General features: G+C 71.6%; 11 protein-coding genes and 1 tRNA gene. 5 read left to right on the top strand and 7 right to left on the bottom strand.

Annotated elements, in window-relative coordinates; all coding sequences use genetic code 11:
* The first annotated feature begins 74 nt into the window (after positions 1-74).
* A complete protein-coding gene (locus ACIRB4_RS19670) occupies positions 75-1,208 on the top strand; it encodes an acyl-CoA dehydrogenase family protein (RefSeq protein ID WP_403292798.1) in 1,134 nt (377 codons plus the stop codon).
* Positions 1,209-1,259: 51 nt separating this feature from the next.
* Here the strand turns inward: ACIRB4_RS19670 and ACIRB4_RS19665 are convergent, their stop codons facing one another.
* From ACIRB4_RS19665 to ACIRB4_RS19650, 4 genes are all read right to left on the bottom strand, one after another.
* Complete coding sequence (locus ACIRB4_RS19665; RefSeq protein ID WP_403292797.1) at positions 1,260-1,604, bottom strand: rhodanese-like domain-containing protein; 345 nt, start codon at positions 1,602-1,604, stop codon at positions 1,260-1,262.
* 68 nt (positions 1,605-1,672) lie between these two features.
* Positions 1,673-2,428, bottom strand: coding sequence for a hypothetical protein (locus tag ACIRB4_RS19660; RefSeq protein WP_403292954.1), 756 nt, complete (start codon positions 2,426-2,428; stop codon positions 1,673-1,675).
* Between the two features lie 454 nt (positions 2,429-2,882).
* Complete coding sequence (locus ACIRB4_RS19655; RefSeq protein WP_403292796.1) at positions 2,883-4,331, bottom strand: DUF2252 domain-containing protein; 1,449 nt, start codon at positions 4,329-4,331, stop codon at positions 2,883-2,885.
* Between the two features lie 153 nt (positions 4,332-4,484).
* The gene (locus tag ACIRB4_RS19650) at positions 4,485-5,540 is read right to left on the bottom strand and encodes a hypothetical protein (protein WP_403292795.1); all 1,056 of its coding nucleotides are present in this window, start codon (positions 5,538-5,540) and stop codon (positions 4,485-4,487) included.
* Positions 5,541-5,635: 95 nt separating this feature from the next.
* Here ACIRB4_RS19650 and ACIRB4_RS19645 point away from each other — a divergent pair, with 95 nt between their 5' ends.
* Positions 5,636-6,091, top strand: coding sequence for a MarR family winged helix-turn-helix transcriptional regulator (locus tag ACIRB4_RS19645; protein WP_403292793.1), 456 nt, complete (start codon positions 5,636-5,638; stop codon positions 6,089-6,091).
* A 55-nt stretch (positions 6,092-6,146) separates the two neighbouring features.
* On the opposite strand, the gene ACIRB4_RS19640 is transcribed toward ACIRB4_RS19645, so the two are convergent.
* The 3 genes from ACIRB4_RS19640 to ACIRB4_RS19630 all read right to left on the bottom strand — a co-directional run bounded on the left by ACIRB4_RS19640 (position 6,147) and on the right by ACIRB4_RS19630 (position 8,818).
* Positions 6,147-6,806: a response regulator gene (locus ACIRB4_RS19640; protein WP_403292791.1), complete on the bottom strand. Its 660-nt coding sequence runs from the start codon at positions 6,804-6,806 to the stop codon at positions 6,147-6,149.
* 40 nt (positions 6,807-6,846) lie between these two features.
* Entirely contained in the window at positions 6,847-8,589 is a 1,743-nt protein-coding gene (locus tag ACIRB4_RS19635) for a sensor histidine kinase (protein ID WP_403292789.1), read from the bottom strand.
* A 142-nt stretch (positions 8,590-8,731) separates the two neighbouring features.
* Positions 8,732-8,818 (bottom strand) — tRNA-Leu (locus ACIRB4_RS19630).
* Between the two features lie 509 nt (positions 8,819-9,327).
* Here ACIRB4_RS19630 and ACIRB4_RS19625 point away from each other — a divergent pair.
* The 3 genes from ACIRB4_RS19625 (at position 9,328) to ACIRB4_RS19615 (ending at position 12,363) form a co-directional block, all read left to right on the top strand.
* Positions 9,328-10,173 carry an FhaA domain-containing protein gene (locus ACIRB4_RS19625; RefSeq protein WP_403292787.1) on the top strand — a complete coding sequence of 282 codons (846 nt, stop codon included), beginning with the start codon at positions 9,328-9,330 and terminating at the stop codon, positions 10,171-10,173.
* A gap of 10 nt (positions 10,174-10,183) precedes the next feature.
* Positions 10,184-10,705: an FHA domain-containing protein gene (locus ACIRB4_RS19620; protein WP_403292785.1), complete on the top strand. Its 522-nt coding sequence runs from the start codon at positions 10,184-10,186 to the stop codon at positions 10,703-10,705.
* Positions 10,706-10,881: 176 nt separating this feature from the next.
* Positions 10,882-12,363 (top strand): Stp1/IreP family PP2C-type Ser/Thr phosphatase, encoded by a 1,482-nt coding sequence (locus ACIRB4_RS19615; protein ID WP_403292784.1) that lies wholly within the window; start codon positions 10,882-10,884, stop codon positions 12,361-12,363.
* The last annotated feature ends 6 nt before the right edge of the window (positions 12,364-12,369 follow it).

Below are 12,369 nucleotides of genomic sequence, written 5' to 3'. Positions count from 1 at the left end.
AACCTGTTCTATGTTGACGGCCCGTCAGGAGACGGGCCGTCACGAACCCGCGCGGGCGAACGGAAGGGAAAGCTGTGGACTTCACCTTCACCGAGGAACAGCAGGCGGCCGTCGAAGCGGCCAGAGCGGTCTTCTCGGACGTCACACCCGACGGAGTACCAAGCCCCGCCCTCGCCCCGGGCGCCGTCGCCGAGGACTTCGACCGGCCGCTCTGGTCCCGCCTCGCCGCCGCCGATCTCCTCAGCCTCGTCCTCGACCCCGTACACGGCGGCGCGGGCCTCGACACCATCGCACTCTGCCTCGTCCTGCGCGAATCCGCCCGGGTCCTCGCCCGCGTCCCCCTGCTGGAAACCAGCGCCGTCGCCATGACCATCGAGAGGTACGCCACCGGCCGCACGGCCGCCGACCTCCTGCCCCGCGTCGGCCGCGGCGAACTCGTCCTCACCGCCGCCTCCAACGGCCGCAGCGGCCACGACCCCGCCGAACTCGCCGTCACCGCCCGCCACAACGGCACCCACTGGATCCTCGACGGCCTCCAGAGCGCCGTCCCCTGGGCGCACGGCGCCGACCTCATCGCCGTCCCCGCCCACACCGCCGAAGGCCGCACCATCCTCGCCCTGCTGCCCCCCGCCCACGACGGTCTCACCCTCGCCGACCAGTACTCCACCAGCGGAGAACTCCTCGCCGAACTCCACCTCGACTCCGTCCGCCTCGACGCCGACTCCGTCATCGACACCGACGGCGCCTGGGAACAGCTGCGAAGCGTCCTCGCCACCGGCACCTGCGCGCTCGCCCTCGGCCTCGGCGAAGCCGTGCTCGCCATGACGAGCCGGTACACCGGCAAGCGGGAACAGTTCGGCCACCCCGTGGCCACCTTCCAGGCCGTCGCCGTCCAGGCCGCCGACCGCTACATCGACCTACGCGCCATGGAGGCGACCCTCTGGCAGGCCGCCTGGCGGATCACCACCTCGGCCGGCGGGCCCCTGCCCGTGGACGCCGACATCGCCGTCGCCAAGATCTGGGCCTCCGAAGGCGTACGCCGCGTGGTGCAGACCGCCCAGCACCTGCACGGCGGCATCGGCGCCGACACCGACTACCCCCTGCACCGCTACCACGCCTGGGCCAAGCAGCTGGAACTCTCCCTCGGCCCCGCCGCCGCCCACGAGGAGGCCCTGGGCGACCTCCTGGCCGCCCACCCCCTCACCTGAAACGCCCGTGCGAAACCCGCGGACCACTCAGGGGAGAGACCACCGGACCGCTCAGAGGACGAACGCCGGACTGCCGCTGTCCGTCACCATCGGACGCCCGGCACCGTCCCAGGCGAGCATGCCGCCGTCGACGTTCACCGCGTCGATCCCCTGCTGCACCAGATACTGCGTGACCTGCGCCGACCGACCACCCACCCGGCACATCACATACGCGCGGCGCCCATCGGCCACCGCCTCCGTCACCTCACCGAAGCGCGCCACGAAATCGCTCATCGGAACGTGCAGGGCGCCCTCGACATGACCGGCCGCCCACTCGTCGTCCTCCCGGACATCCAGCACCAGGGCATCGGCCGGCACAGAGGCAGCGTCCACCGAGGGCAGCGGGGCGAAATTCATGGGACTTGCCTTCTCTCGTCTCAGCCGCTCGAACGACCTTCGAGCTTCTTGAAAACTTCCTTGAAAAACTACTGCACCAGGCCGGCCAGCTCCGCCTCACGCTCCGACACCTGCGCGAGCAGCTGCTCGGCGATCTCCTCCAGGAGCCGGTCCGGGTCGTCGGGCGCCATCCGCAGCATCGCGCCGATCGCGCTCTCCTCCAGCTCACGCGCGACCACGCTCAACAGCTCCTTGCGCTGCGACAGCCACTCGAGACGCGCGTACAGCTCCTCGCTCTCGCTCAGCCGCTCCGCGGCGGGCGCCGGACCGGCCGCCCACTCCTCGGACAGCTCGCGGAGCAGCGCCGCGTCACCACGGGCGTACGCCGCGTTCACGCGGGTGATGAACTCCTCGCGCCGCTTGCGCTCGTCGTCCTCCCGCGCCAGGTCGGGGTGAGCCTTGCGGGCCAGCTCGCGATACAGCTTGCGGGCCTCCTCACCCGGCCTGACCCGCTTCGGCGGCTGCACCGGCTGCTCGGTGAGCATCGCGGCGGCCTCGGCGGACAGTCCGTCGGAGTCCATCCAGTCGTGGAAGAGCTCCTCCACACCGGGCATCGGCATGACGGCCGCCCGCGCCTCCTGCGCCAGCCGCAGATCCTCCGGATCCCCGGTCCTGGCCGCCCGCGCCTCGGCGATCCGCGCGTCCAGCTCGTCGAGCCGCGCGTACATCGGACCGAGCTTCTGATGGTGCAGCCGGGAGAAGTTCTCGACCTCCACCCGGAACGTCTCGACGGCGATCTCGAACTCGATCAGCGCCTGCTCGGCCACCCGCACAGCCTTCTCCAGCCGCGCCTCGGGCCGCTCCGCCCCCGCCCCCTGCTCAGGGCCCTGGCCGGAGCCCTCGGACGGGCCCTGGCCGGCACCCGCGGGCGGGACCTGGCCGGCGCTCCCGGCCGCGCCCCCGTCAGGGACCTGGCCGGCATCCTCGGCCCCAGGGCCGTCCGTGCCGTGGACGGCGTCCTCGGCCAAGACCTGGCCGGGGCGCTCGTCGGGGCCCTGCCCGGCGGCTGGGTCCACGGCTGGGTCCGTGTGTCGGTCCACGTCCACGTCCTCGTTCCGGCTCGTCACCCCACCAGCCTACGGTCACCGGGGGCCCCTCCCCCCCTCCCTCCCCCCCTCCCTCCCCCGCCCCTCCCCACCCCTTGTCCCGCGTCGCCGGTCGTCGGCGGTCGTCGGTGGTCGGCTCAGCCGATCGTCGGTGGTTGGCCTCGGGCGCCCGCGTCGGGCAGCCCAGCAGCCATCACACGCCGAGCTCGGCCGCGATACGGCCGTCGTTCACCGCCGTCACCAGTTCGGCGTGGTCCGCCGTGGTGCGGTCGGCGTACGCCACGGCGAACGCCGTGATCGCCTCGTCCAGCTCCTCGTTCTTGCCGCAGTAGCCGGCTATCAGTCGTGGGTCGGCGCTGTGTGCGTGGGCTCGGGCCAGCAGCGCGCCGGTCATGCGGCCGTAGTCGTCGAGCTGGTCCGGGGTGAGGGCGGCCGGGTCGACACTGCCCTTGCGGTTGCGGAACTGGCGTACCTGGAAGGGGCGCCCCCGCACGGTGGTCCAGCCGAGGAGGATGTCGCTGACGACCTGCATCCTTTTCTGTCCGAGCACCACGCGCCGTCCCTCGTGCGCCGGGTCGTCGACCGTGAAGCCGACGGCCGGGAGGTGGGGGAGCAGGGCGGAGGGCCGTGCTTCCTTCACCTGGAGGACGAGCGCCTCGCCCCGGTGGTCGAGCAGCAGCACCACGTAGGAGCGGGTGCCGACGCTGCCGGTGCCGACGACCCGGAACGCGACGTCGTGGACGGCGTAGCGGGCGAGGAGCGGCAGCCGGTCCTCGGAGACGGTTTCGAGGTAGGGGCCGAGGGAGGCGGCGACCTCGGCCGCTTCCGTGTCGGGGACCCGGCGTAGCACCGGCGGGGCGTCCACGAACCGCCGGCCGCCGCCTTCCTCGGGGGTGACGGTCTCGGTGGCCTTGGCGGCGAACCGTGCGCTGGTGTTGTTCCTGGCCTTCTCGGAGACCCGTTCGAGGGTGCCGATCAGGTCTCGGGCGTCGGTGTGGGAGACGAGTTCCTCGTCGGCGATCGCGTTCCAGGCGTCGAGGGCGGGGAGTCGGGCCAGCAGTCGCATGGTGCGGCGGTAGGCGCCGGCGGTGTCGAAGGCGGCGGCCCGGCAGGTTTCCTCGCTCGCGCCCACCTCTCGTCCGGCGAGGACGAGGGAGGTGGCCAGCCGCTTGAGGTCCCATTCCCAGGGGCCGACGACGGTCTCGTCGAAGTCGTTGAGGTCGATGACGAGTCCGCCGCGGGCGTCGCCGTAGAGGCCGAAGTTGGCCGCGTGGGCGTCGCCGCATATCTGGGCGGCGATGCCGGTGACGGGTGAGCCGGTGAGGTCGTGGGCCATCAGTCCGGCGGCGCCGCGCAGGAAGGCGAAGGGGCTCGCGGCCATTCTGCCGACGCGTATCGGTGCGAGTTCCGGTACGCGGTCGCGGCTCGACTCCTCAACGGCGCGGACGGCGTCGGGTCGGTCGGCCGGCAGCGACAGTTCCTTGTGGGCGGAGCGCGGGACGCGTTCACGCAGTCGCTTGCCCTGTTGCTTGGGGGAGTCTGTGGCTCCTGTGGCGGTGCGCGCCGCGAATCCTGGTACATGCGGGATGCGCTCGCTGCCCGTGCTCCGCTGTCCGGGTACCGCTGCCTGGTTCTCGCCCATGGGACGTCCTCCCCCGTTGTCGCGCCTGTCCGATGCGATGTCCGACATCGCCATCAAGCGAACATGACCGTACCGCCGGGCTGTTCGGGCCGTCTTCCCCCCTGTGGACAACCCATGCGTTGTGGACAACTCACTCACCTGCGGGGGGTACGCCTACACGCCGACGGCCTCTTCCATCTCCTCCTCGGTCTCGGCGGGGGCGTCGGTGGACGCGGCACGGGGCGGCCGGCGGCGTGCTTCGGTCAGTCCGGCGAGGGCGGTCATGGCGACTCCGGCGAGGAACCACAGCGCGAGGACCAGGAGGTGTCCGCCGAGCGCGTGGCCGTCGAAGTACACATGGCTGCGGACGCCCTCGACGAAGCCGGCGCCGTTCCAGAAGGCGTGCAGGGCGCCGAAGAAGCCGGGCTGGAGTTCGGGCCGGTAGATGCCGCCGGAGCTGGTGAAGTTGAGCATCACGAAGAGCACCATCACGCCGAGGGTGGTCCAGCGGCGCAGGAAGGTGTGGAGTCCGACGCCGATCAGCAGGATGCCGGCCGAGTACAGCCAGGACATGGCCCAGACGCCGGCGAGGCCCTGGTCGACGAGGTGGAACAGCGGTCCGGCGAAGACAGTGCCGATGAGGCTGACGACGAGTGACATGCCGGCGGCGAGCAGTGCCCGGATCCGCGGGGGCAGGGCCGCGCCGGCGCCGCCGATCACGGCGACGGAGGCGTACGAGCCGATGCTGAGGGCGACGAGCAGGAAGAAGATGCCCTGTCCGGTGGGGTCTCCGTCGGAGACGGGGGCGACGTCGGTCACCGTGAGCGGCGCGCCCTGTCCGGCGGCGACCTTGGTGAAGACCTTCTCCACCGCCATGGCGCTGGTGTCCGAGGATGCGGAGGCCACGAGCAGTTCGGGGCGCGGGCCGGGGATGTAGGCGCCGAAGCTGGTCCGCTCGCGCAGGGCGGAGACGGCGGCGTCCCGGTCGGTGACGGTACGGACGTCGAGGGCGCCGTCGCCCTTGTCGTGGAGGGTCTGGGCCAGGACCTGGGCGCTGGGTCCGGAGCCGATGACGTCGACGCGCAGGTCGTGGGGGTGGGGGGCGTGGAAGGCGCCGAGGTAGGCGAGTCCCATGCCGACGCACATCAGGAGCGGGGTGAGCAGGTGCCCGAGGACGTGCCGCAGCGCGCCCGGGGCGTTCGTTCCTGTGGGGGCGGGTCGGGCGGGCACGAGCGGACCTCCATGGTTGGCTTTTACAACTAAGCAACCGTTGTACTATACAACTGAAGCGGGACGGTCCGCGACCCACAGCGAAGGAGCGCACCATGACCGACGGCGCGCGCGAGTCATCCGTCGACATCATCCAGCGGGAGCTGACGGCGTTCGCCCGCCGGGCGCGCGCGGCTGCGGCACGGCTCCACCCCGAGCTGCCGCTCGTCTCGTACACGCTGCTCGCGCACATCGTCGACCAGCAGGGCTGCCGCGCCACGGATCTCGCCGCGCACTACCTGCTGGACAAGTCGACGGTCAGTCGGCAGGTGGCGGGTCTGGAGAAGCTGGGTCTGGTGGAGCGCCGCCCGGACCCGGCCGACCACCGCGTACAGGTCCTGCACCCGACGGAGGCGGGCGCCGCCGTCCTCTCCTCCACCCAGGCGAGCCGTCTGGCCGCTTACCAGGAACGCCTCAAGGACTGGTCGGCCGAGGACCTCGCCCAGTTCGCCGCGTACCTGCTCCGCTACAACGCCGCGGGCACCGCCGGCATCCCCGACGCCCTCCGCTGACCACCGCCCCGCCACGACGACGTCACTCGACGCCCCGCGGCCCCGCCCCGGCCCGCTACAGCCCCGCGTCCCGGGCCAGCAGCGCCGCCTGCACCCGGTTCTCGCAGCCCAGCTTGGCCAGGATCCGGCTCACATACGTCTTCACCGTCGCCTCGCTCATATGCAGTCGCTTCCCCGCGTCCGCGTTGGAGAGTCCCTCCCCCAGCAGGGCGAGCACCTCACGCTCCCGTTCGCTCAGCGACGCCACCCGGCCGCGGGCCTCCTCCGCACGGGCCGCCTCCCGCCCGGAGGCCAGACGCTCGACCACGTGCCGGGTTGCGGCCGGTGAGAGATACGCGTCCCCGGCCGCCGCGGCCCGCACCGCCCGGATCAGCTCGGCCGGTGCCGTGTCCTTGAGCAGGAATCCGGCGCCGCCGTGTTCCAGCGCCCGCAGTACGTTCTCCCGCTCGCCGAAGGTCGTCAGCACGATCACCCGCGCCGCCGGCGCGGCCCTGCGCAGCTCGGGCAGGGCGGAGAGTCCGTCGAGCACCGGCATCTGGATGTCGAGCAGCACCACGTCGGCGGCGTGCGCCCGCGCCTCCTCGACCGCCTCACGGCCGTTCGCGGCCTCCGCGACGACCTCGATCTCCGCGTCCGAGGTGAGGATCATCCGGATCCCGGCCCTGATCAACGGTTCGTCATCGGCGATCACGACCCTGATGCGCTGCCCTGCCACAGCTACTCCCCCACGGCTACCGATACGGGCGGGCCCAGCGCTACCGCTTGACCTCGTACGACTTCTTCTCGATCAGCTTGCCGTCCTTGAAGCAGAACCGGAAAACCGGCTCGGTCTCGATCCCTTCCCCTATCTCCGACGACATCAGCACCAGGCACTTCGAGCCCTCGGGCTCCGCCGGGCCTCTGCCGTGCAGTCCCGTGGTGGCGATCGTGTCGCCGGAGGGGAGCTGGTCGCGGACCTCCTGCTCGGCCGTACCGACCTTCACCGCGTCGTACTGGCCCGGGTCGATCATCCCCTCCTTCACCGATCCCATCAGGAAGTAGATGCCGAAGCCCACGGCCACCATCAGCAGCACCAGTGCCGCGAACGCGATCCCGCATCCCAGCGCGAACCCGCCACTCTTGCTCCTGCCCCCGCTCAACGCCATCGCCAACTCCCGCTCCGTGAACGTCCAGTCGGCCGGTCCGACTGACACCCGCCCACCGTCGCCGATCACGGGTGCCGTCGACTGCTGCCGGAAGTCGTCGGCCGCATCGACCAAAGGCGCTGCCTCCACGACGCCGTAGGGCAGGACCCCGGCGACCCGGAAGCCCCCGCCGTCGACCGGCCCCGCGTGGACCATGCCGCCGACCAGCCGGGCCCGCTCGTGCAGCCCGGTCAGCCCCTGGCCGCCGCTCACCACGTCACGCGGTGGCTCCGCGGCCGCCTCGTTGACGATCTCCACCACGAACGAGTCCGGTTCGTAGCGCAGCTCGACCTCGATCGGGGCACCCGGAGCGTGCTTGTAGGCGTTGGTCAGCGCCTCCTGGACGATCCTGTACGCCGCGTGGTCGGCGGCGGGCGGCAGCGGCTGAGAGCCCCCGAGCCGGCGCAGCTGCACCTGGTTCCCCGCGGCCCGTGCCGCCTCCACGAGCCCCTCGATACCGGCGGCCCCCCGTGCCGCCCGTCCCGATTCGTCACCGGCCCGCGCCGGTACGGTCGGCACCGTGTCCGGCGCCTCGACCCCGTCCCGGAGGATGCCGACGACCTCGCGCAGTTCGTGCATCGCGGTCACCGACGCGTTGCGCAGCACCCCGACGGCCTCGCGCTGCCGGTCGGTCAGTTCCTTGTCGACCTCCAGGGCGCCGGTGTGCACGGATATCAGCGCCAGCTGGTGTCCGAGGCTGTCGTGCATGTCCTGGGCGATCCGCTGCCGCTCCCGCAGCCGCGCCTGGCTCGCCACCATGACGCGCTCCCGCAGCAGTTGGGCGTTGCGCTCCTGAAGGGCGTGCAGCAGCGTCCGGCGCTGGGTCCAGTAACGGTTGGCGAGCCCGGGTGCCAGCGTCGTCGCCAGGTAGTACAGCGTCGTCAGCAGCACGATGCTGAGCATCCGCTGCTGCTCCCAGGACTCCAGCAGAGTCGTGCCGACGTTCAGTACGTACGAGACGGTGTACGCCGTCAGCGCGCGTCCCGCACCGGCCACATGGCGTCCCGCCGACCAGCCGACGAGGATCAGCAGCACCAGGAACCCCGGCAGGAGCGGCGCGAGCGCCCCGGTCGCGATCAGTACCGTCGCGGGCAGCCGACGCCGCAGCAGCGACAGCAGGGCGGCGGTCAGGGCGACCCAGGCGAGCCGCCATCCCTCGCCGCCGACCAGCTCCTCGGTGCCGGCCGCGAGCAGCGCCATCACCACCGCGAGGACCGCCTCGCCGGCGGCTCTGCGCCGTGACCACATGCCGGGCGCCGCGAACCACCGCCACCCGGCGCCGATCCCGGCTCTGATCCTCGAAGACGCGTCCACGCCCGCACCCTAGGCAGCGGCCCGCCCCGCCCGCGTCCGACTTTTGTCGCCCGCTGATGCGACGAACGTCGCACCCACCCCTCGCCGAGCGGCGCGGACAACGCGGAAGCCCCGTAGGTCGATGACCTACGGGGCTTCCGTCTGGTGCGCGAGGGGGGAGTTGAACCCCCACGCCCTTTCGGGCACTGGAACCTGAATCCAGCGCGTCTGCCTATTCCGCCACCCGCGCATTGGGTGTGCTCCGGGCTCCCTCACCTTTCGGTGCGAGCGCCTGGCGACATCAGAAGATTAGCACGCCGCAGACCGTGGATTCACATCCGTTGTTTCGGCCGCCCGCCCAGTGAACAGGGAGGGAGGAGAGCAGGAGCGAGGGAAGAGACACCGGCCACGACAAGACGCGGGAAGAAGCGCGGGGAGTAGAAGGAGGGGCCGACGGATCGATCGAAGACCCGGACCGAGCCGGTCGCGCACAGGCGGGAAAAGCGAACGAGCACCGCCCGGGAACCGGGCTCGAGTACCGGGAGGAACGGGACGGACCGCCCACCGGCCGCCCCGCCGCTTCGCCCCGCTCTCCCAGGACGCTCCCCGGGTGCGGGACACTGTCCACAGGCCGCCTCTACGATCCGTGTGAGAGGTGACACTCGTCCACAGGGCAGAGAAGGGGAACCAGCCGATTTCCCGACGCGTGGATACGATCAGTAAGCAGTACCAGGACGGCAACGACGGAGGAGGTGCCCCATGGGAGTCCTGAAGCGGTTCGAGCAGCGTCTCGAAGGTCTGGTCAACGGCACCTTCGCCAAGGTCTTCAAGTCCGAGGTCCAGCCCGTCGAGATCGCGGGCGCTCTCCAGCGCGAGTGCGACAACAACGCGACGATCTGGAACCGCGAGCGGACCGTCGTCCCGAACGACTTCATCGTCGAGCTGAGCACGCCCGACTACGAACGTCTCAGCCCTTACTCGGGCCAGCTCGGCGACGAGCTGTCCGGCCTGGTCCGCGACTACGCCAAGCAGCAGCGCTACACCTTCATGGGCCCCATCAAGGTCCATCTGGAGAAGGCCGACGACCTCGACACCGGTCTGTACCGGGTGCGCAGCCGCACCCTCGCGTCGAGTTCGTCACAGCCGCAGCCGCCCGCCGCCGGCCACCAGCAGCAGGGCCGCGCCCCCGGTGGCTACGGCTACCCGCCTGTCGGCGCTCCGCCGATGCCCGCGGCCCCGCCGCCGGGCAGCCCCCAGCGCACGGCTCCGGCCGCCGGCCGTCCCGCGGCCGGTGCGCCCGGCCCGATGCCTTCCTCCGGCGCCCCGGTGCGCCGTTGGATCGAGATCAACGGCACCCGCCACCAGATCTCCCGCCCGACCCTGGTCCTTGGCCGCAGCACCGACGCGGACGTGAGGATCGACGATCCCGGCGTTTCGCGCCGGCACTGCGAGATCCGGACCGGAACGCCCTCGACGATCCAGGATCTCGGGTCCACCAACGGCATCGTGGTGGACGGGCAGCACACCACCCGCGCTACGCTCCGCGACGGCTCGCGGATCGTCGTGGGCAGCACCACCATCGTTTACCGGCAAGCCGAAGGGTGAAGCGGGGGCAATGTCAGAGCTGACCCTGACGGTCATGCGGTTGGGTTTCCTGGCCGTTCTGTGGCTGTTCGTCATCGTGGCCGTCCAGGTCATCCGCAGCGATCTGTTCGGCACACGTGTCACACAGCGCGGTTCGCGGCGCCAGGACGCCAGACCGCAGCAGAACGCGCGGCAGGCGGCCGCGCCTCCCCAGCAGCGCGGCCAGCAGAGCGGGGGCGGCGGCCGCCAGCGCCGTGGCGCCCCGACGAAGCTGGTCGTCTCCGAGGGCACCCTCACCGGCACGACGGTCGCCCTGCAGGGGCAGACCATCACGCTCGGCCGGGCCCACGATTCGACGATCGTGCTGGACGACGACTACGCCTCCAGCCGGCATGCCAGGATCTACCCGGACCGGGACGGGCAGTGGATCGTCGAGGATCTCGGGTCCACCAACGGCACGTATCTCGACCGGACCCGCCTCACCACGGCCACGCCGATTCCGCTGGGCGCGCCGATCCGCATCGGCAAGACCGTCATCGAGCTGCGGAAGTAGTGCTACGTCATGAATGAGTGCGAGCGGAGCGAGCGGGCCGAGGCGGTCCCCATGACGGATCGCGCGGCGGACCGGCAGGTCCGGGCCGCGCACCGGCACGGGCTCCCGACCGGAGGGTGGGCAGTGTGGCTCGAGACCGGCTGTACCCCGAGGCGGCGTCGACAGGGCAGGTGCGCATGAGTCTGTCCCTGCGCTTCGCCGCCGGTTCCCACAAGGGCATGATCCGCGAGGGCAACGAGGACTCCGGCTACGCCGGACCGCGGCTGCTCGCGATCGCCGACGGCATGGGCGGCCAGGCCGCCGGTGAGGTCGCCTCCTCCGAGGTGATCTCCACCCTGGTCACCCTCGACGACGACGTCCCCAGTTCGGACATCCTCACTTCGCTCGGTGCCGCGGTGCAGCGCGCCAACGACCAGCTGCGGATGATGGTCGAGGAGGACCCTCAGCTCGAGGGCATGGGCACCACGCTCACCGCCCTGCTGTGGACCGGCCAGCGCCTCGGCCTGGTGCACGTCGGCGACTCCCGCGCCTATCTGCTGCGCGACGGCGTCCTGACCCAGATCACGCAGGACCACACCTGGGTGCAGCGGCTCGTCGACGAGGGCCGGATCACCGAGGAAGAGGCCACCACCCACCCGCAGCGCTCCCTGCTGATGCGCGCGCTGGGCAGCGGCGACCATGTCGAACCGGATCTGTCGATCCGCGAGGTCCGCGCCGGTGACCGCTACCTCATCTGCTCCGACGGGCTGTCCGGAGTCGTCTCCCACCAGACGATGGAGGACACCCTCGCCAGCTACCAGGGCCCGCAGGAGACCGTGCAGGAGCTGATCCAGCTCGCGCTGCGCGGCGGCGGCCCCGACAACATCACGGTGATCGTCGCCGACGTCCTCGACGTCGACGGCGGCGACACCCTCGCCGGTCAGCTCAACGACACCCCCGTCATCGTCGGCGCGGTCGCCGAGAACCAGGCGCAGCCCCACGACGGCGGAGCGATGCAGACCCCGGCCGGCCGCGCCTCCGGGCTCGGCCGCACGGCCTCGCCCCAGCAGCCGCCGGCGGGCGGCTTCGGCCCGCCCGGCAGCGGCGACGACCACGGCTACGGCGGGATGCCTCCGCAGGGCTCCTTCGGGGCGTACAGCGACGAGGACTTCGACAAGCCGCGCACCGGCCGCAAGTGGCTGAAGCGGAGCTTCTTCCTGCTCCTCGCGCTCGCCGTGCTCGGGGGCGGCGCGTACAGCGGCTACCGCTGGACGCAGACCCAGTACTACGTCGGTTCCAAGGACGAGCACGTCGCGCTGTACCGGGGCATCAGCCAGGATCTCGCCTGGCTGTCGCTCTCGGAGGTCGAGAAGGACCATCCCGAGATCGAACTCAAGTACCTCCCGCCGTACCAGCGCAAGCAGGTCGAGGACACGATCGCCGGGGGCAGCCTCGGCAAGGCGAAGACCAAGATCCAGGAGCTCGCCCTGCAGGCCTCGGCCTGCAAGAAGCAGGAGCAGCGCCGGGCGGCGGCCGACAAGGCCGCGGACCAGGCGAGCAAGCCTCCGGCCGACGGCGCGGCCTCGCCCGACACCAAGCCCACCACAGCCGCTCCCTCCCCGGGCCCCACCCTCTCGGAGGACGAGCAGAAGCTGGCCTCGAACTGCGGCAAGCAGTAAGCACCC

The sequence above is a fragment of the Streptomyces sp. NPDC093600 genome (assembly GCF_044764755.1).
Classification (GTDB): Bacteria; Actinomycetota; Actinomycetes; order Streptomycetales; family Streptomycetaceae; genus Streptomyces.
The sequence above is the reverse complement of the archived record's forward strand: the minus strand, read 5'-3'. Positions and strand labels throughout refer to the sequence as shown.

Excerpts from the sequence above, each read along its gene's own strand:
- ACIRB4_RS19665 (WP_403292797.1), bottom strand. The coding sequence starts at position 1,604 with ATGAATTTCGCCCCGCTGCCCTCGGTGGACGCTGCCTCTGTGCCGGCC.
- ACIRB4_RS19655 (WP_403292796.1), bottom strand. The coding sequence starts at position 4,331 with ATGGGCGAGAACCAGGCAGCGGTACCCGGACAGCGGAGCACGGGCAGC.
- ACIRB4_RS19645 (WP_403292793.1), top strand. The coding sequence starts at position 5,636 with ATGACCGACGGCGCGCGCGAGTCATCCGTCGACATCATCCAGCGGGAG.
- ACIRB4_RS19625 (WP_403292787.1), top strand. The coding sequence starts at position 9,328 with ATGGGAGTCCTGAAGCGGTTCGAGCAGCGTCTCGAAGGTCTGGTCAAC.
- ACIRB4_RS19620 (WP_403292785.1), top strand. The coding sequence starts at position 10,184 with ATGTCAGAGCTGACCCTGACGGTCATGCGGTTGGGTTTCCTGGCCGTT.
- ACIRB4_RS19615 (WP_403292784.1), top strand. The coding sequence starts at position 10,882 with ATGAGTCTGTCCCTGCGCTTCGCCGCCGGTTCCCACAAGGGCATGATC.